This window comes from Streptomyces sp. YIM S03343 (assembly GCF_054729195.1).
In genome coordinates this window covers 6,891,291-6,910,105 of sequence record NZ_JBPUKX010000001.1, presented here as the reverse complement: position 1 = coordinate 6,910,105, position 18,815 = coordinate 6,891,291, and the positions used below count along the sequence as shown (strand labels likewise).

Below are 18,815 nucleotides of genomic sequence, written 5' to 3'. Positions count from 1 at the left end.
TAGGGGTGGTGGTGCGTCGGCTGGTCCGTTCGGGCCATGGCGGGCGCGGGCTGCCTCCCTGCGGCTCGTGCCGACGGGAGACGCGCCGTGCCGACGACGAGCACCGGCCGTCGCCTCGGCCGCGAGCCGGGGCCGGGGCGTGCCCGGGCCTGCCGGTGCGGCAGGCCCGGCGGGTACGGACTGCGGGTACTACGGCCCGCGCCCGCACGGGCGGTGGGCGCGGGCCGAGTGGCGGGCGGGCGGCAGGGTTCCGTGCGGCCGCAGGGCAGGACGCCCTGCCGCCGGGGGCGGCACCCCGCCGCCGGGTCAGACGGCGAGCGCCTGGGCGCGGCGCTTCACCTCCGTGCCGCGGTTCTCGTTCAGGGCCTGGGCGGGGGTGCCGGGCAGGCTGGGGTCGGGGGTGAAGAGCCAGTCGATCATCTCTTCGGCCGTGAAGCCGTCGTCCCTCAGCAGCGTCAGGGTCCCGGACAGACCCTTGACGATCTTGTCCTCGTCGATGAAGGCCGCAGGTACGTGCAGGGCACGGTTCTCACCTCGGCGTACGGCGATGAGCTGTCCCTCCTTGACCAGCTGCCGGACACGTGTCACGTCGACGCCGAGCTGTTCGGCAATGTCGGGCAGGGTGAGCCAGGCGGGGACGAGAGCATCGGTCTTTGCGTCAATCTCGGTCACGGGAACCAGACTGCCATCTGCCACTGACAGCCGGAAGTCGAGCCGGGCCAGGTGGGGTGGTGCGCCGGTCGCCGCGCGCCCGGCGCCGCCCCCGCAGGACGCCCCTCAAGATGCCCCGAAGGGCGGCGCGCAAGGGCCTGCGCACGGCCTTGCGCGAGGCCCCGTACGAAGCCCTGCGCGAGGCCCTACGCCAAGGTCGCGTTCTTCAGCGGGCGTGCCGGGTCGGCCAGGGCGCCGGGGTCCATCCGGCGGCCCGCCTCGATGAGTCTGCGGCCCTGGGCGAGGTCCCGGGGCCGTCCCACGGCGAGCAGGGCGACCAGACGGCCGTCCCTGAGCCAGCAGACCGACCAGGCCGGGCCGTCCGGGTCGCCGCGCCACACGGTGCTGTCGGCACACGCGTGGTGTCCGGCGTACTGCACGAACCGCCCGAACTGCTCGGACCAGAAGTACGGCACCGGGTCGTAGACCGCCGGGTCCTCGCCGACGATGTTCGCGGCGACCGTGCGCGGCCCGTGAAGGGCGTTGTCCCAGTGGTGGACGAGGAGCCGCTCGCCGTAGCGCCCGGAGGGGAACGAGGCGCAGTCGCCGACCGCGTACACGTCCGGCGCCGAGGTGCGCAGGCCGTCGTCGGCCAGGATCTCGTGCTGTGCGCCGAGGGCGATGCCGGAGCCCTCGAGCCAGTCCGTGGCGGAGCGGGCGCCGATGCCGACGACGACGGCGGTGGCGGGCAGCCGGCTGCCGTCGTCCAGGACGACCGCGCCGGGCTCGACGGCCGCCACGCGCGCGTGGGTGCGCAGCGCCGCCCCGCTGTCGGCGTACCAGGCGGTCATCGGCGCGGCGACCTCCGCGGGCAGGGCACCGGCGAGCGGGCGGTCGGCCGCCTCGACGACGGTCACCGCGCAGCCCGCGTCCCGGGCAGCCGTGGCGAACTCGGCGCCGATCCAGCCCGCGCCGACGACCACCACGTCCTGCTGTCCGGCCAGCACCGGCCGCAGCCCCTCGACATCGTCCAGGGTGCGCAGCAGATGCACGCCGGGCACGCCGTCGGCCCCCGGGAGGCGAATCGGTTCGGCGCCGGTGGCGAGCACCAGGACGTCGTACGGCTCAGGGCCCGCGTCGGTGTCCAGTTCGTGGTCGGCGGGGCGGACCCCCAGTGCAGTGCGGCCGAGCCTCAGGTCGATGCCGAGCGCGGCGAAGTCGATGTCGAAGGCGGAGTCGTCGGTCTTGCCGAGCAGGACGGCCTTGGAGAGCGGGGGGCGGTCGTAGGGGCGGTGGGGTTCCGCGCCGATGAGCGTGACGGTGCCGGCGAAGCCCTGATCGCGCAGCGCGACCGCGGTCTGCACCCCGGCCATGCCCGCGCCGACGACGACCACGCGCCGCTCCGGTTGGGTGCCGTGCACCGGCGTTCGCGCGCCCGCGGTCCGCTCGTCCTGTGTCCGTCCGACTGTCGGCTCGTCCTGTCTCCGCACGCTCACACGATCACCCTATCCGTCACGGTGCGCCGGTCGGAGAGAGCGAACAGTGACGTCCTGCACATGCCCCGCCAGGTGTGCGGCGGCCCCCTCCACCATGTCGGTGCCGCGGCCCTCCGGCGGCTCCCGCTCCCGCGTCTCAAGGACAGGCCCGTCAGGCGAACGGCCCATGAAGGCGACTCCCTTGGCGGGGTGACGCGCCAGGCGTCGCCGGGTGGACGGGGATCGGGCGGCAGGGGCTAGGGTGGCGCCGTACAAGCACTCGCGGGAGCCCGGACGCACCGGGCTGAGAGGGAGGCTGGCGGCCTCCGACCGTACGAACCTGATCCGGGTCATTCCGGCGAAGGGAGGGGCTGGACGCCCATGTCCTCACGTACGTCAGACGTCCTTGTCATCGGGGGCGGAATCATCGGCCTGGCCACGGCCTGGCGGGCCGCGCAACGCGGGCTGGCCACCGCCGTGGTGGACCCGGCACCCGGCGGCGGGGCCGCCCAGGTGGCCGCCGGGATGCTGGCCGCGGTCACCGAACTGCACACCGGCGAACAGACGTTGCTCGCCCTGAACCTCGAATCGGCGCGCCGCTACCCGGACTTCGCGGCCGAGCTGACCGAACTCACCGGTCACGACGTCGGCTACCGCCGCTCGGGCACCCTCGCCGTCGCCCTGGACGCCGACGACCGCGCCCAACTGCGCGAACTGCACGTCCTCCAGCAGCAGTCGGGGCTGGACCCGGAATGGCTGTCCGGGCGGGAGTGCCGGAAGCTGGAGCCGATGCTCGCGCCGACCGTGCGCGGCGGGCTTCGGGTGGACCAGGACCACCAGATCGACCCGCGGCGGCTGGCGGCGGCGCTGGAGGCCGCGTGCGAGCGGGCCGGGGTGGTCTTCCACCGGGCATGGGCCGAGCGGCTGACCGTCACCGGGGACCGCGCCACCGGCGCCGTCACATCGGACGGGACCGCGCTGGGTGCGGACCAGGTGGTGCTGGCCGCCGGGAGCCGGAGCGGGCAGCTCGCCGGGGTGCCCGACGCCGTGGTGCCGCCCGTGCGGCCGGTGAAGGGCCAGATCGTGCGGCTGACCGTGCCGCCGCGGTACGCCCCGTTCCTGAGCCGCACGGTGCGCGCGGTGGTGCGCGGCAGCCACGTCTATCTGGTGCCCCGGGAGAACGGCGAACTGGTCATCGGCGCGACCAGCGAGGACCTCGGCTGGGACACCACCGTGACCGCGGGCGGTGTCTACGAACTGCTGCGCGACGCCCATGAACTGGTGCCCGGCATCACGGAACTGCCGCTCACCGAGACCCAGGCGGGGCTGCGCCCCGGCTCCCCCGACAACGCGCCGCTGCTCGGCCCGACCGCGCTGCCCGGGCTGCTGCTGGCCACCGGCCACCACCGCAACGGCGTGCTGCTGACGCCGGTCACCGGGGACGCGCTCGCGGACGCCCTGGTCACCGGTGAGCTTCCGGCTCAGGCACGTCCGTTCACACCGGGGCGGTTCACGGCCGACCGGCTCGCGGAGCAGCCCGCGTGAGCGCCGCGAGCGTCGCCGTGTCCGTCAACGGCCGGGCGCGGCGGTTCGCGACGGGTACGGCGCTCGACGCCGTCGTACGGGAGCTGACCTCGGCGCCGTCCGGGGTGGCCGCCGCGCTCAACGAGACCGTGGTCCCGCGGGCGCGGTGGGCGCAGACCGCGCTGCGCGACGGGGACCGTGTCGAAGTCCTCACCGCCGTCCAGGGAGGCTGACCGATGGCCGACGATCCTCTTGTCCTCGGCGGCATGTCCTTCACGTCCCGCCTGATCATGGGCACCGGCGGCGCGCCGAGCCTGGAGCTGCTGGAGCGGGCCCTGGTGGCGTCCGCCACAGAGCTGACCACCGTCGCGATGCGGCGGGTCGATCCGGCGGTACGGGGCTCCGTGCTGTCGGTGCTCGACCGGCTCGGCATCCGGGTGCTGCCCAACACAGCGGGCTGCTTCACCGCCGGTGAGGCCGTCCTGACCGCCCGTCTCGCGCGCGAGGCGCTGGGCACGGATCTGGTCAAGCTGGAGGTGATCGCCGACGAGCGCACCCTCCTGCCGGACCCGGTGGAGACGCTGGACGCGGCGCAGACGCTGGTCGACGACGGCTTCACGGTGCTGCCCTACACCAACGACGATCCGGTGCTGGCGCGGCGGCTGGAGGACGTGGGCTGCGCCGCCGTCATGCCGCTGGGCTCGCCGATCGGGTCGGGGCTGGGGATCCGTAATCCCCACAACTTCGAGATGATCGTGGAGCGGGCGGGGGTGCCGGTGATCCTCGACGCGGGGGCGGGTACGGCGTCGGATGCGGCCCTGGCGATGGAGCTGGGGTGTGCGGGGGTGCTGCTCGCTTCCGCGGTGACGCGGGCTCGGGAGCCGGTGCTGATGGCATCCGGGATGCGGCTTGCCGTGTCGGCGGGGCGGATGGCCCGGCTGGCGGGGCGGATGCCGAGGCGATTCCTCGCGTTGGCCAGTTCTCCTGTGGAGGGGCTCGGGGTGCTGGATCCTGAGCGGCCGGCTTTCTGACGGTTTCTCGCCGTCGGCGGCTTTGCGTCAAAGATTGTTCTCCCACCCGCGCACCGCCCGTTTCCAGTTGGTCGAGTGGTGCGCGTTTCCCGTGGGGGTTCTCGCCGTCGGCGGCTTTCGCAGGCCGGTGGTGCGGGCCCTCGTGGGCGGGGTGCGTCACAAGTGCGCTGCAGTCGGGGTTCCGTTCTGGGGGAAACCGCGATGGTGTCGGTGACGGCTCGTACACTCACCTGCGTGGATACGACCCTTCAGGACCCTTTGGTCGGGCGGGTGCTCGATGGCCGGTATCGCGTCGACTCGCGCATCGCGGTGGGCGGGATGGCCACGGTCTACCGGGCCCTGGACACCCGTCTGGACCGGGTTCTCGCGCTCAAGGTGATGCACCCGACGCTGGCCGCCGACGGTTCCTTCGTCGAGCGGTTCATCCGGGAGGCCAAGTCGGTGGCCCGGCTGGCGCACCCCAATGTCGTCCAGGTGTTCGATCAGGGCACCGACGGGTCGTACGTCTATCTGGCGATGGAGTACGTGCCGGGCTGCACCCTGCGCGACGTGCTGCGTGAGCGCGGCGCGCTCCAGCCGCGGGCGGCGCTCGACATCCTGGAGCCGGTGCTGGCCGCGCTCGGCGCCGCGCACCGCGCCGGTTTCGTGCACCGCGACATGAAGCCGGAGAACGTGCTGATAGGCGACGACGGCCGGGTCAAGGTCGCAGACTTCGGGCTGGTGCGGGCCGTGGACACGGTCACCAACAGCTCCGGCGCGGTGCTCGGCACGGTGTCGTATCTCGCACCCGAGCAGATCGAGCACGGCACCGCCGACCCGCGCGTCGACGTGTACGCGTGCGGGGTGGTCCTCTACGAGATGCTGACCGGCGTCAAGCCGCACACCGGGGACTCCCCGGCCCAGGTGCTCTTCCAGCACCTCCACGAGGACGTACCGCCGCCCTCGGCCGCCGTGCCGGGGCTGCCGTACGAACTGGACGACCTGGTCGCCGCCGCGACCGCGCGCGTGCCCGGCATCCGGCCGTCCGACGCCGTGGCACTGCTCGCGCGGGTGCGCGAGGCACGCAGCCCGCTGACCGACGCCCAGTTGGACGCGGTGCCGCCGCAGGCGGTCCCGGGGCCGCACGACAACGCCGAGGACCGTACGAGCGTCATCGCGCACGGGCTGAGCGTGCCGCGGCCGCTGCCGGTGAATGAAGATGAGGGGGACGAGAGAGAGGCGGGGGACGAGAGGGACGAGGGCGACACCCAGGCGCTGCTGCACCGCACCAGCCGGCTGGAGAACCCTGCCCTGCCGCCGCGCCCCGGGCCGTCCCGGTCCCGGCGCGGGCTCGTGATGCTCGTCGCCGCCGTGCTGGTGGTCTTCGGGGTGGGCGCGGGCGTCTGGTACATCAACTCCGGGCAGTTCACCAAGGTCCCGCCGCTGCTGGCGAAGACACAGACGCAGGCCGAGGCACGGCTGAAGAACGCCGGTCTCGACGTGAAGAAGGTCGAGCACGCCTACAGCGACACCGTGAAGCGCGGCACCGTCATCAGCAGCGACCCCGCCTCGGGCACCCGCATCCGCAGCAACGACGCGGTGACGCTGGTCGTCTCGGACGGCCCGGAGACCGTGAAGGTCCCCGACCTCGCGGGCTACCCGCTGGACAAGGCGCGCACCGTGCTGAAGCAGAGCGGGCTGGTCCCGGGCATGGTCACCCGGGAGTTCGACGAGGACATGACCCGCGGCTTCGTGATCGGCACCGTACCCGCCTCGGGCATCGAGCGGCACACGGGCTCGGCCATCGCGCTCACCGTCAGCAAGGGCAGCCCGATCGACGTACCGGACGTCACCGGCGAGGACCTGGACCAGGCACAGTCGGACCTGACGGACGCGGGCCTGAAGGTGAAGGTGGCCACGGAGCAGATCAACTCGGAGGTCGACGCGGGTCAGGTCGCACGGCAGACCCCCGCGGACGGCACCCAGGCCGCCAAGGGCGACACGGTGACGCTGACGATCTCCAAGGGCCCGGTGATGGTCGAGGTGCCCGATGTGACCGGGGACAGCGTCGACGACGCGAAGCAGACGCTGAAGGACGCCGGGTTCAAGGTCGACGAGGACCGCGGGCTGCTCGGGCTGTTCGGCGACACGGTCAAGAGCCAGTCGGTGAAGGGCGGCGACACCGCACCCAAGGGCTCGACAATCAAGATCACCATCCGGTGACCGGACACTATCGGGAGCATGACACCCTGGGCGGGTGAGCAGTCAGCAGTCGGCCCCCGCCTCCGGGCCCGTCGTCTCCGGTCATGCCGCCTCCGGACCCGCCCGCGACGCCGTACGCAATCCCGTCGGCGGTCATGTCCCGGTCGCGGGCGGGCTCCACTCCGTGGGGCTGTCGTACGCCCGTGACCTGGGCGCGGAGACCGTGCAGGTCTTCGTCGCCAACCCGCGCGGCTGGGCCACCCCGCCCGGTGATCCACGGCAGGACGAGGCGTTCCGCGCGGCGTGCGAGGCCGAGTCGATGCCGGCGTACGTCCACGCCCCCTACCTGATCAACTTCGGCTCGCACACCGAGGCCACGGCCGAGCGGTCGGTCGCGTCGATGCGGCACTCGCTCAGGCGCGGCCGGGAGATCGGCGCGCGGGGTGTGGTGGTGCACACCGGCAGCGCGACCGGCGGGCGGGAGCGGTCCGTGGCGCTGGCGCAGGTACGGGAGCTGCTGCTGCCCCTGCTGGACGAGCTGACCCACGACGACGATCCGTTCCTGCTGCTGGAGCCGACGGCCGGGCAGGGCGCGTCCCTGTGCTCCCGCGCCTGGGATCTCGGGCCGTACTTCGAGGCGCTGGACGCACACCCCCGGCTGGGCGTCTGTCTGGACACCTGCCATGTCTTCGCGGCCGGCCACGACCTCGCCGGCCCGCACGGGATGCACCAGACCCTCGATCTGCTGGTGGACACGGTCGGCGAGGGCCGGCTGAAGCTGGTGCACGCCAATGACTCCAAGGACGTCGTCGGCGCCCGCAAGGACCGCCACGAGAACATCGGCGCAGGTCACATCGGTGAGGACCCCTTCCGCGCCCTGATGACGCACCCCGCCACCGAGGGCGTACCGCTGATCACCGAGACGCCCGGCGGCAAGGAGGGGCACTCGGCGGATGTGGCGCTGCTGAAGAAGCTGCGCGACGGCGACTGAGGCGGGGCGGGGTCCCGGGGGGCGGGCCCGAGGGGGCGGGCCCCGGCATCAGAAGCCTTGCGTCAGAGCTCCGGGCCGTCTCCCGGGTCCTCCTGGTAGGAGTAGCGCTGTTCCTTCCAGGGGTCGCCCAGGTTGTGGTAGCCGCGCTCCTCCCAGAAGCCACGGCGGTCGGCGGTCATGTACTCGACGCCGCGGACCCATTTGGGTCCCTTCCACGCGTACAGATGGGGGACGATCAGCCGGACTGGGAAGCCGTGCTCGGCGGTGAGGATCTCGCCGTCCTTGTGCGTGGCGAACAGGGTGCGCTCGGAGGCGAAGTCGGACAGCCGGAGATTGGCGCTGTAGCCGTACTCCGCCCAGACCATCACATGGGTGACGGCGGGCGCGGGCGGCGCGCTCTGAAGGATCGTACGGGCCGGTACGCCACCCCACTCGGCGCCGAGCATGCTGAACTTGGTGACACAGTGCAGGCCCGCGACCACGGTGGTGTACGGCAGGGCGGTGAACTCGGCGTGGTCCCAGGTGTGCTTGTCACCGTCGGCGGTGGCGCCGAAGACCCGGAATTCCCAGCGTTCCGGCCGGAACTTGGGTACCGGGCCGTAATGGGTGACCGGCCAGCCGCGCTGAAGTCGCTGCCCCGGCGGAAGCTCGGACCGTTCGGCCTCTCCTGGTTCTCCTGTTTCGGGCTCCACCGGATGACGCATGACTCCATCCTGACAGACGCGGAGCGGTGCAACTGACCACCGCGGACACGAATGGGGCATACGGTGCCTAGTGCTTATAAGTGTGAACTTACTGGACGAGTCGGAGCGCCGGTGCCATCATGCGGCGCATTGCGCCTGTCCCGCTCCGGATCGGGCCGGTCCCCGCTGTGGAAGGAGCCGCTGCCATGCAGGGCGACCCCGAGGTCATCGAATTCCTCAACGAACAGCTCACCGGTGAGCTCACCGCGATCAACCAGTACTTCCTGCACGCCAAGATGCAGGAGAACTTCGGCTGGACCAAGCTCGCCAAGCACACCCGGCACGAGTCGTTCGACGAGATGAAGCACGCGGAGGTTCTCACCGACCGGATCCTGTTGCTGGAGGGGCTGCCCAATTACCAGCGGCTATTCCATGTCCGGGTGGGGCAGACGGTTCGTGAGATGTTCGAGGCGGACCGGCAGGTGGAGGTCGAGGCGATCGACCGGCTGCGGCGGGGGATTCAGGTGATGCGGGACAAGGGGGACGTCACATCGGCGAACATCTTCGAGTCCATCCTCGCGGATGAGGAGCTTCACATCGACTATCTGGATACTCAGCTGGAGCTGGTGGAGAAGCTGGGTGAGGCGCTTTACCTTGCCCAGGTGATTGAGCCCGATAGCTAGGTCGGTGCCTGTGGCGATTCGGGTGCGGGTGCGTCGTGGCTGGTCGCGCCCACGCGGCGGAGCCGCATATCGATACAGCCCCGCACCCCTGGGGAGTTCAGCTTGCCGCGTGCCGTGAAGGCTGGGGCGGTTGCCTGTCCGCGTTTCGGGTGCAGGTACGTCGTGGCTGGTCGCGCCCACGCGGCGGAGCCGCATATCGATACAGCCCCGCGCCCCTTAGGGGGCGTCCGGCCTGCCGTAAGTCGCAGGAGCTAGGCTGCTTCGCCCAGCATCCCAGGGGCTTCGTCCAGCTGTGCGAGTACCGGTTCGCCCCTGTCGGCCAGTTCTCGGCGGGGGCAGGCTCCTCTGCCCAGGAGGGACTGGATGCGGCGTACGCAGGAGCCGCAGTCGGTGCCGGCCTTGCAGGCGGAGGCTATCTGGCGGGGTGTGCACGCTCCGCCGTCGGCATGGTCCTTCACCTGCTGCTCGGTGACGCCGAAGCAACTGCAGACGTACACGCGGTTCACCTCCCGCCGGGATCGGATCAGTAGTGCCGTACCGTCTTCCCGCTGCTCGGTGAGGCAAACCTAACCTTACGCGTCCCATAGTGGACGCAAAAGGGAAAAGGGCGCGGATCGCATGTGATCCGCGCCCTATCCGTCAGGCGATGACGGGCCCGCCCCTCACTGGTCCCGGTACATCTCCGCGACCAGGAACGCCAGGTCCAGGGACTGGCTGCGGTTCAGACGGGGGTCGCAGGCCGTCTCGTAGCGCTGGTGGAGGTCGTCGACGAAGATCTCGTCGCCGCCGCCCACGCACTCGGTGACATCGTCACCGGTGAGCTCGACATGGATGCCGCCCGGGTGGGTGCCCAGGCTCTTGTGGACCTCGAAGAAGCCCTTGACCTCGTCGAGCACGTCGTCGAAGCGGCGGGTCTTGTGGCCCGAGGCCGCCTCGAAGGTGTTGCCGTGCATCGGGTCGGTCACCCACACCACCACCGCGCCGGACGCCGTGACCTTCTCGACCAGCTCGGGAAGCCGGTCACGGATCTTGTCCGCACCCATCCGCACGATGAACGTGAGCCGCCCCGGCTCACGGTCCGGGTCGAGGCGCTCGATGTACTGGAGCGCTTCCTCGGCCGTGGTCGAGGGGCCGAGCTTGATGCCGATCGGGTTGCGGATCCGGGACGCGAACTCGATGTGCGCATGGTCGAGCTGCCGGGTGCGCTCACCGACCCACACCATGTGCCCGGAGACGTCGTAGAGCTGCCCGGTGCGGGAGTCGACGCGGGTGAGCGCCGACTCGTAGTCCAGCAGCAGCGCCTCGTGCGAGGAGTAGAACTCGACCGTCTTGAACTCCTCCGGCTCCGCGCCGCAGGCCCGCATGAAATTCAGCGCGTTGTCGATCTCGCGGGCCAGTTGCTCGTAGCGCTGGCCGGAGGGGGACGAGTTCACGAAGTCCTGGTTCCAGGCGTGCACCTGGCGCAGATCGGCGTACCCACCGGTGGTGAAGGCGCGCACCAGGTTCAGCGTGGACGCGGACGCGTGGTACATCCGCTTCAGCCGCTCAGGGTCCGGGATGCGGGCGGCCTCGGTGAAGTCGAAGCCGTTGACGGAGTCGCCGCGGTAGGTCGGCAGGGTCACGCCGTCACGGGTCTCGGTCGGCTTGGAGCGCGGCTTGGAGTACTGGCCGGCGATCCGGCCGACCTTCACCACCGGCACGGACGCGGCGTACGTCAGCACGGCGCCCATCTGGAGCAGCGTCTTCAGCTTCTGGCGGATGTGATCGGCGGACACACCGTCGAACGCCTCGGCGCAGTCACCGCCCTGGAGGAGGAACGCCTCTCCCTTGGCGACGGCCGCCAGCCGGGCGCGCAGCTGGTCGCACTCGCCCGCGAAAACCAGCGGCGGATACGACTCGAGGTCCGCGATCACTGCGCGCAGAGCCTCGGGGTCGGGGTACTCGGGCTGCTGCGCCGCGGGCAGGTTTCGCCAGGTGTTGCCAGCGCTGACGCTGGTCTTAGCGTTCACGGTCACGACATCAACATTACGGGGTGATGTCCTGGCATCCCGCCAGTGCTCAGGAATTGAGACGTCCGCTGCGTCCCCATCCGGATGTTGTACAGTGCGCCCCATGTTCGCGCACTCGAACCAGAACTGGTGGTGGACCGCTCATCCGGCGGCCCACTGACTGCGCGTACGCAAGACGTCGCGAAGGCCGCCCGAGGGGCGGCCTTCGGTGTTTCCGGAGTCCGTTCCTCGCACTGAGAATCTTCCCAGCGAGAAGGACACAGACCCATGCAGCTGCTCGACCTGCTCGACGATCCCCGCCCGTTCGCCCTGCTCCGCCGCCGCACTCCGGGCCACGACGAGAACACCGTCGAGGTCTTCCTCGGCACCGTCAGCACGTACGACCGCCTGGCCGACCTCCCCGACGAGTGTCTCGCCCTCGTCCCCTTCCGGCAGATCCGCGAGCGCGGCTTCGACGTGCGCGACGACGGGACGCCACTGACGGTCCTCACCCCCGAGGAGACACACACGATGGCTCTGGGTGAGGCCCTCGCCCAGCTCCCCGCGCATGAGGTCCGTGTGCGCACGGGCGGCTTCGACGTCGGCGACGCGGAGTACGGCGAGATCGTCGGGCGGGTGCTGCGGGACGAGATCGGGCGCGGCGAGGGCGCGAACTTCGTCATCCGGCGGACGTACGAGGGCGAGATCCCGGGGTTCGGGCGGGCGGACGCGCTGGCGCTGTTCCGGCGGCTGCTGGAGGGCGAGCGGGGCGCGTACTGGACGTTCGTGGTGCACACCGGAAATGAAAAGGGGCCCGAAGGGCCTTCCTCAGAAGGGCGGCGGCGGGAGACGGGTGGGCGGACGCTGGTCGGGGCGAGCCCGGAGGTGCATGTGCGGATGTCGGGCGGCACGGTGGTGATGAACCCGATCAGCGGCACCTACCGCTACCCGGACGGCGGCCCCACCCCGGAGCGTCTGCTCGGCTTCCTCGCCGACGGCAAGGAGATCGAGGAGCTGTCGATGGTCGTCGACGAGGAACTCAAGATGATGTGCACGGTCGGCGACATGGGCGGGGTGGTGGTCGGCCCGCGGCTGAAGGAGATGGCGCATCTCGCGCACACCGAGTACGAGCTGCGCGGCCGTTCCTCGCTGGATGTGAGGGAGGTGCTGCGGGAGACGATGTTCGCAGCCACGGTGACCGGCTCACCGGTGCAGAACGCCTGCCGGGTGATCGAGCGGCACGAAGTCGGGGGCCGCGGCTACTACGCGGGGGCGCTGGCGCTGCTCGGCCGGGACTCCGGGGGCGCCCAGACGCTGGACTCCCCCATCCTGATCCGCACCGCCGACATCGACGCGGCCGGGCGGCTGAGGGTCCCGGTCGGCGCCACTCTGGTGCGCGGTTCGGATCCGACGGGCGAGGTCGCGGAGACGCACGCCAAGGCGGCTGGGGTGCTTGCGGCGCTGGGTGTACGGCCGTCCCGGCCCCGGGCGGAGCGGGAGCGCCCTCGGCTGGCCGACGACCCGCGGGTGCGGGCGGCGCTGGACGGGCGCCGGGCGTCGCTGGCGCCGTTCTGGCTGCGGATGCAGGAGCGGTCCGGGGAGCTGTCCGGGCACGCCCTGGTGGTGGACGGCGAGGACACCTTCACGGCGATGCTCGCGCACGTGCTGCGCTCCGGCGGTCTGGAGGTGACCGTACGGCGCTACGACGAGCCCGGGCTGCTGGAGGCGGTGCTCGCGCACGCGGGGCCGGTGGTGCTGGGCCCGGGTCCCGGCGACCCCGCCGATCTCACCGACCCGAAGATGCGCTTCCTGCGGGACCTGGCCGCGCGGGTGATCCGGGAGCACCGGCACGGGGTGCTCGGGGTGTGTCTGGGGCACGAGCTGATCGCCGCCGAGCTGGGGCTGGACATCGTGCGCAAGGAGGTGCCGTACCAGGGTGCGCAGACGGTGGTCGATCTGTTCGGGAGGCCCGAGACGGTCGGTTTCTACAACAGTTTCGTGGCGTACTGCGACGACGAGGCGGCGCAGGAGCTGGCCGCGCACGGGGTCGAGGTGAGCCGGGCCGCGAACGGCGAGGTACATGCCGTGCGCGGCCCCGGCTTCGCGGGGGTGCAGTTCCATCCGGAGTCGGTGCTGACCCTGAACGGCGCCGCGGTGGTCCGGGAGCTGGTGGGTCAGCTGGCCGGAGCGGGCGGGTCGGGCGGCCGGGGGACGAGGACGTTGTCCGAGCGGCGTCCGGCCAGGTAGTCCTCGACGTTGGCCACCGTGGAGTCGACGATCTGGTGGACGGCGTCCTCGGTGTAGTACGCCTGGTGCGAGGTGACCAGCACGTTCGGGAAGGTGACGAGGCGGGCCAGGGTGTCGTCGGCGATGGCTTCCAGGGACTTGTCCAGGAAGAACAGGCCCGCCTCCGCCTCGTAGACATCGAGGCCGATGCCGCTGAAGCGGCCCTCGCGCAGCTCGGTGACGAGGGCGGCGGTGTCGACGAGGCCGCCGCGGCTGGTGTTGACCAGCATCGCGTCGTCCTTCATCGACTTCAGCGCGTCGGCGTCGATGAGGTGCTGGGTCTGCGGCATCAGCGGGACGTGCAGGGTGATCAGGTCGGACTCGGCGAGCAGCTCCTGCTTGGAGACGTACTCCATGCCGAGGTCCAGGCAGGCGGGGTTCGGGGCGATGTCCCAGCCGAGCAGCCGCATGCCGAAGCCGTGCGCGATGCGGGCGAACGCTTCGCCGATCTTGCCGGTGCCGACGACTCCGGCGGTGCGGCCGTGCATGTCGCGGCCCATCAGCCCGTCGAGGCGGAAGTTGAAGTCGCGGGTGCGGGTGGAGGCGCGCACTATGCGGCGGTTGACCGCCATGGCGAGGGACCAGGCGAACTCGGCGACCGAGTACGGCGAGTAGTACGAGACGCGGGCGACCGTCATCGCGAGGCGCTCGGCGACCCCGAGGTCGATGTTGTTGAACCCGGTGGAGCGCTGGGCGACCATCTGCGTGCCGCCGGTGGCGAGGGTCTGCAGGACACGGTTGTCGAGTCCGCAGTTGACGCTGGTGCAGATGACGTCGTAACCGGCCGCGATCTTGGCGGTGTCCTGGTCCAGGAAGACGTCCAGGCAGCGGATCTGGTGACGCCCCTCGAACGCCTTCTCGAGCAGCGGCTTCTCGTCGGCCTGTACGCCGAACGCCAGGATCTCCAAAGGTCCCTCCGGGGTCGGGCCGGAACTGGCCGGAACTGGTGTGCTACCAGCGAGTTTACGACCCCGGAGGCGCTGCTCGTACGGCCGGCCTCACCACCGACCGCGACCGGCCTCACCACCGACCTCACGGCCGGGAGGCGTCAGCCGAAGAAGACGCCGATCTCCCGGTACAGCTCGGGGTCGACCGTCTTCACCCGGGCGACGGCGTCCGAGACGGGCACCCGGACGACATCGGTGCCGCGCAGGGCGACCATCGTGCCGAAGGCGCCGTCATGGACGGCCTCGACGGCGTGCAGCCCGAACCGGGTGGCGAGCCAGCGGTCGTACGGGCTGGGGGTGCCGCCGCGCTGGATCGGGCCGAGGACCGTCATCCGGGACTCCTTGCCGGTGCGCGCCTCGATCTCCCGGGCGAGCCAGTGGCCGACGCCCGACAGCTGCGCCTGCCGGCAGGGGGCGGAGGGGTCGTCGCCGAGCTCCGGAATGCCCTCCTTGGGCCGCGCGCCCTCGGCGACGACCACGATCGGGGCGTACGACGCCCGGAAGCGCGAGGTCACCCAGTCGCACACCTGATCGATGTCGAAGGGCTGCTCGGGGATGAGGATGACGTTGGCGCCGCCGGCGATGCCCGAGTGGGCGGCGATCCAGCCGGCGTGATGGCCCATCACCTCGACGACCAGGACCCGCATGTGCGACTCGGCCGTGGTGTGCAGCCGGTCGATGGCTTCCGTCGCGATGCCCACGGCGGTGTCGAAGCCGAAGGTGTAGTCGGTGGCGCACAGATGATTGTCGATGGCCTTCGGTACGGCGACGCACGGCATCGCGTGCTCGTCCGACAGCTGCGCGGCCACGCTCAGGGTGTCCTCGCCGCCGATGGTGATCAGCGCCTCGATCTCGTGCTTGGCGAGCGTCTCCTTGACCTTGCGGATGCCGTCCGGGACCCTGTGCGGATCGGTGCGGGAGGAGCCGAGGATCGTGCCGCCGCGGGGCAGGATGCCGCGCACCGCGGGGATGTCGAGGGGCATCGACTGCCCGTCGACCAGGCCCCGCCAGCCGTCCAGGAAGCCGGTGAACTCGTAGCCGTAGTCCTGGACGCCCTTACGGACGACGGCCCTGATGACGGCGTTGAGCCCCGGGCAGTCGCCGCCTCCGGTCAGCACTCCGACACGCATGGAACGTCCCTTCGCCGCTGTGCCGCTGATTCGTACCGATCGGACCCACGCTAGTGACGGACCTCGTCAGGCGAGCATGGGCGGGAGGGGGCAAAACACGGCACCGTCGGCGGGTTTGGAAGCCGCTCGTATGTTCATCGGCCCGCTCGTCTGCTGGGCGGCGCCAGGCGCTCCGCGGGGGGTACCGCGATGGGCCGTCGATCGTCTGCGGGCCCGTCGTGGCTGGTCGCGCCCCTGCGGCGGAGCCGCATGTCGGCACAGCCCCGCGCCCCTTCGGGGCGCTGCCGAACCGTAGTCGACTTCGCCGGGGCCGCTCAGATCACCGACAGGCTACTCGTCGTCCAGGCCGCGCTCTATCGCGTAGCGTACGAGTTCCACCCGGTTGTGCAGCTGGAGCTTGCCCAGCGTGTTCTGGACGTGGTTCTGGACCGTGCGGTGGGAGATCACCAGGCGCTCGGCGATCTGCTTGTAGCTCAGGCCCTTGGCGACCAGCCGCAGCACCTCCGTCTCGCGGTCCGTCAGCCGCGGGGCGTCGGGTCCACCGGTGTCCTGGGCGGGCGCGGGCTCGGCGGCCAGCCGACGGTACTCCCCCAGCACCAGACCCGCCAGGCCCGGGGTGAACACCGGGTCGCCGGCCGCCGTACGGCGCACCGCGTCCAGCAGCTCCGCCGTCGACGCCGACTTCACCAGATAGCCCGTCGCGCCCGACTTCACGGCCTCCAGGACGTCGGCGTGCTCGCCGCTCGCCGACAGAACGAGGACCCGCAGGGCAGGGTCGGCTCCCACGAGTTCCTTGCACACCTGTACCCCGGGCTTCTCCGGGAGGTTCAGGTCGAGCACCAGGACGTCCGGCCCGGCGGCCCGCGCTCGGCGCACGGCCTGCTCGCCGTCGCCCGCAGTGGCCACCACGTCGAAACCGGCCTCGGCCAGGTCACGGGCGACCGCGTCGCGCCACATGGGATGGTCGTCGACCACCATGACCTTGATGGCCATGGCCGCCGTGGCCACCGTGGCCGCCGTAGCCACCGTGGCCGCCGTAGCCACCGTGGTGGCCGTGGCCGCCCTGGCCGCCGTGGTGGCCGTGGTGGCCTCGATAGGGCCCTGCCGCTCGCTCATCGCCGTTCCGCCTTCCCCCGTGTCCGCACCGCATCACCCCGTTTGCCCCGGTCACCCCGGTCCTTCGGCACCGTCAGCTCGACCTCCGTGCCCTGTCCCGGCACCGAGATCAGCTCGGCCGTCCCGCCGATGTCCCTGAGCCTTCCCCTGATGGACTGCGCCACCCCGAGCCGCCCCTCCCCCTCGGCCTGCGCGAGCCGGCCCTCCGGGATGCCGGGGCCGTCGTCCCGGACGGTGACGATCACCGTGCCGGGCTCGTCCTCGACCAGGATCCAGGCGCGGGCGCCCTCGCCCGCGTGCACCCGCACATTGTCCAAGGCGGCGCCGACGGCCGCGGCCACCTCCCGCGCCAGGTGCGGCGGCAGCGGCACCGGGGCGCCGGGCTCGGCGAGGCTGACGCCTGGCGCGGCGTACGGCGCGAGCAGCGTCCGCAGGTCCACGGGGGCGCCGTGGCCGGCCGCCCCTTCGTCCCCGGTGTCGTCCGGTTCCTCCACCATGCGTACGACGGCCCCCTCGGCGGCGTCCTCCGAGACCCGGGAGACCGGGACCAGACCGCCGGAGACCAGGGTGCGCAGCGCGATCTGCTGCTCCCCGGCCATCCGGCCCAGCTCGGCCGCCTCACCGCCGAGCACCGCGCCGCGCCGCGCCACCATCGCCAGCACCTGGAGCACACCGTCGTGGATGTCCCGGGCCAGCCGCTCCCGCTCCCGGGTGGCGGCCTCGATCTCCAGGGCGCGGGCGAGGGTGCGTTCGGAGGCGCGGGCGACCTCGACGACGTAGCCGATGGCGATGGAGGCGACCCACACGAGGATCACGTTGTGCACGGTGTCGCGGGCCGGTCTGCCGCGCTCCACCAGATTGACGACGGCGACGGCCGTGGAGGCGATCGCGGCCCAGCGCCAGCCGCCCTTGAGGGCGAAGGCCAGCACCGCGCCGGCGGTCCAGATCGACGGCAGCGTCGGACCGCCGTCCAGGACCCGCTGGTGGGCGTCTGCGACGGGGGTGAGGAGGATGCCGGTGAGGGCGAGGGCCAGGTCGGCGGCGAGGAAGCGCCGGGTGCAGGCGGCGGCGTTCGCCACCTTGGGCAGGGTGGCGAGGGTCCAGCCGCACAGGACGAGGAAGTAGGCGACGGCGAGCCAGGGGCGGGCGAAGCGGTCGTAGGCGGTGGCGAACAGGCCGACGGCGTAGAGCATCGTCAGCACCCGGTACCCGGCGAGCGCGCGCCACAGCGGCAGCTCGACCGACATCCTCATGACTCGCTCACGCCGGGCCATGCGCCACCCCACCCACCCCGTCCGGACCGCTGAAGGGCTGTCCCAGCCGTCCCTGCTGCTGTCCCTGCCTGTTCTACAGGTCCGCCGGGTCCTTCAGGTCCTTCTTGGCGGCCTTCGCGGCCTCCGTGGCGGCCTTCGCGGCTTCGGCGATCTGGCGCTTGGCGGCGGTCGCGTACATGTCGACGTACTCCTGGCCGGAGAGCTTCATGATCTCGTACATGACCTCGTCGGTCACCGCGCGCAGGACGAAGCGGTCGTTCTCCATGCCCTGGTAGCGGCTGAAGTCGAGGGGCTCGCCGATCCGGATGCCGGGGCGCATCAGCTTGGGTACGACCTTGCCGGGCGGCTGGATCTTCTCCGTGTCGATCATCGCGACCGGGACGACGGGCGCGCCGGTGGCGAGGGCCACGCGGGCGAGTCCGCCGGGCTTGCCGCGGTAGAGCCGGCCGTCGGGCGAGCGGGTGCCCTCCGGGTAGATGCCGAACAGCTCGCCGCGCTCCAGCACCTCGATACCGCTCCGGATCGCCGCCTCGCCCGCGCCCCGGGCGCCGGAGCGGTCCACCGGGAGCTGGCCGACGCCCTTGAAGAACGCGGCCGTCAGGCGTCCCTTGACGCCCGGCGTGGTGAAGTACTCCGCTTTCGCGATGAAGGTGACCTTGCGGTCGAGCACCGCGGGCAGGAAGAAGGAGTCGGAGAAGGAGAGGTGGTTGCTCGCCAGGATCGCCGGGCCCTCCGCCGGAATGTGCTCCAGTCCCTCCACCCAGGGTCTGAAGGCGACCTTCAGCGGTCCTCCGATAGCGACCTTCATCGCGCCGTACAACAAGCGAGTGCCTCCCATGTCTGTCGATCAGACCA

The 18,815-nt window shown here is 71.6% G+C and carries 18 protein-coding genes and 1 riboswitch; of the genes, 8 read left to right on the top strand and 10 right to left on the bottom strand.

Translation table 11 applies throughout. From position 1 onward, the window contains the following. Window positions 1-306 precede the first annotated feature (306 nt). The gene (locus tag ACSYGN_RS30530) at window positions 307-672 is read right to left on the bottom strand and encodes an Rv2175c family DNA-binding protein (RefSeq protein WP_460401260.1); all 366 of its coding nucleotides are present in this window, start codon (window positions 670-672) and stop codon (window positions 307-309) included. Between the two features lie 185 nt (window positions 673-857). After that, a complete protein-coding gene (locus tag ACSYGN_RS30525) occupies window positions 858-2,045 on the bottom strand; it encodes an NAD(P)/FAD-dependent oxidoreductase (RefSeq protein ID WP_460403837.1) in 1,188 nt (395 codons plus the stop codon). Window positions 2,046-2,398: 353 nt separating this feature from the next. Beyond that, a riboswitch (TPP riboswitch) is annotated at window positions 2,399-2,510 on the top strand. Between ACSYGN_RS30525 and thiO the strand changes: the two genes are divergently transcribed. The 5 genes from thiO to ACSYGN_RS30500 all read left to right on the top strand — a co-directional run bounded on the left by thiO (window position 2,508) and on the right by ACSYGN_RS30500 (window position 7,853). Then, on the top strand, window positions 2,508-3,671 hold the full coding sequence (thiO, locus tag ACSYGN_RS30520) for a glycine oxidase ThiO (RefSeq protein ID WP_460401258.1): 1,164 nt from the start codon (window positions 2,508-2,510) through the stop codon (window positions 3,669-3,671). (Overlaps the previous riboswitch by 3 nt.) Next, window positions 3,668-3,883, top strand: coding sequence for a sulfur carrier protein ThiS (gene thiS / locus ACSYGN_RS30515; protein WP_460401256.1), 216 nt, complete (start codon window positions 3,668-3,670; stop codon window positions 3,881-3,883). The genes thiO and thiS overlap by 4 nt, the downstream gene beginning before the upstream one ends. 3 nt (window positions 3,884-3,886) lie before the next feature. After that, window positions 3,887-4,681, top strand: a complete 795-nt coding sequence (locus ACSYGN_RS30510; protein ID WP_460401254.1) for a thiazole synthase — start codon at window positions 3,887-3,889, stop codon at window positions 4,679-4,681. A gap of 234 nt (window positions 4,682-4,915) precedes the next feature. Continuing rightward, a complete protein-coding gene (gene pknB, locus ACSYGN_RS30505; RefSeq protein ID WP_460401252.1) occupies window positions 4,916-6,883 on the top strand; it encodes a Stk1 family PASTA domain-containing Ser/Thr kinase in 1,968 nt (655 codons plus the stop codon). A 34-nt stretch (window positions 6,884-6,917) separates the two neighbouring features. After that, window positions 6,918-7,853, top strand: coding sequence for a deoxyribonuclease IV (locus ACSYGN_RS30500; protein ID WP_460401250.1), 936 nt, complete (start codon window positions 6,918-6,920; stop codon window positions 7,851-7,853). Between the two features lie 62 nt (window positions 7,854-7,915). Here ACSYGN_RS30500 and ACSYGN_RS30495 read toward each other — a convergent pair whose 3' ends face one another. Further along, window positions 7,916-8,557 (bottom strand): sulfite oxidase-like oxidoreductase, encoded by a 642-nt coding sequence (locus tag ACSYGN_RS30495; RefSeq protein ID WP_460401248.1) that lies wholly within the window; start codon window positions 8,555-8,557, stop codon window positions 7,916-7,918. Between the two features lie 185 nt (window positions 8,558-8,742). Between ACSYGN_RS30495 and bfr the strand changes: the two genes are divergently transcribed. Next, on the top strand, window positions 8,743-9,219 hold the full coding sequence (bfr, locus tag ACSYGN_RS30490; protein ID WP_460401246.1) for a bacterioferritin: 477 nt from the start codon (window positions 8,743-8,745) through the stop codon (window positions 9,217-9,219). A gap of 251 nt (window positions 9,220-9,470) precedes the next feature. Here bfr and ACSYGN_RS30485 read toward each other — a convergent pair whose 3' ends face one another. Then, window positions 9,471-9,725, bottom strand: a complete 255-nt coding sequence (locus ACSYGN_RS30485) for a (2Fe-2S)-binding protein (protein ID WP_460401244.1) — start codon at window positions 9,723-9,725, stop codon at window positions 9,471-9,473. Window positions 9,726-9,881: 156 nt separating this feature from the next. Beyond that, complete coding sequence (locus ACSYGN_RS30480) at window positions 9,882-11,234, bottom strand: class II 3-deoxy-7-phosphoheptulonate synthase (RefSeq protein ID WP_460401242.1); 1,353 nt, start codon at window positions 11,232-11,234, stop codon at window positions 9,882-9,884. A 97-nt stretch (window positions 11,235-11,331) separates the two neighbouring features. On the opposite strand from ACSYGN_RS30480, the gene ACSYGN_RS30475 reads away from it, so the two are divergent. Together ACSYGN_RS30475 and ACSYGN_RS30470 are read left to right on the top strand one after the other, a co-directional pair. Continuing rightward, window positions 11,332-11,388: a trp operon leader peptide gene (locus ACSYGN_RS30475; protein WP_101392327.1), complete on the top strand. Its 57-nt coding sequence runs from the start codon at window positions 11,332-11,334 to the stop codon at window positions 11,386-11,388. A gap of 107 nt (window positions 11,389-11,495) precedes the next feature. Next, a complete protein-coding gene (locus ACSYGN_RS30470; protein WP_460401240.1) occupies window positions 11,496-13,454 on the top strand; it encodes an anthranilate synthase family protein in 1,959 nt (652 codons plus the stop codon). Here ACSYGN_RS30470 and ACSYGN_RS30465 read toward each other — a convergent pair. The 5 genes from ACSYGN_RS30465 to ACSYGN_RS30445 form a co-directional block, all read right to left on the bottom strand. Beyond that, entirely contained in the window at window positions 13,382-14,401 is a 1,020-nt protein-coding gene (locus ACSYGN_RS30465; protein WP_460401238.1) for a 2-hydroxyacid dehydrogenase, read from the bottom strand. The two genes, ACSYGN_RS30470 and ACSYGN_RS30465, sit on opposite strands and share 73 nt — an antisense overlap. Window positions 14,402-14,541: 140 nt before the next feature. After that, window positions 14,542-15,570, bottom strand: a complete 1,029-nt coding sequence (locus ACSYGN_RS30460) for a 6-phosphofructokinase (RefSeq protein WP_460401236.1) — start codon at window positions 15,568-15,570, stop codon at window positions 14,542-14,544. Window positions 15,571-15,900: 330 nt separating this feature from the next. Then, complete coding sequence (locus ACSYGN_RS30455; RefSeq protein WP_460403835.1) at window positions 15,901-16,563, bottom strand: response regulator; 663 nt, start codon at window positions 16,561-16,563, stop codon at window positions 15,901-15,903. Between the two features lie 119 nt (window positions 16,564-16,682). After that, a complete protein-coding gene (macS, locus tag ACSYGN_RS30450) occupies window positions 16,683-17,960 on the bottom strand; it encodes a MacS family sensor histidine kinase (RefSeq protein ID WP_460401234.1) in 1,278 nt (425 codons plus the stop codon). 73 nt (window positions 17,961-18,033) lie between these two features. After that, window positions 18,034-18,798, bottom strand: a complete 765-nt coding sequence (locus ACSYGN_RS30445) for a lysophospholipid acyltransferase family protein (protein ID WP_460401232.1) — start codon at window positions 18,796-18,798, stop codon at window positions 18,034-18,036. Between the last annotated feature and the right edge of the window lie 17 nt (window positions 18,799-18,815).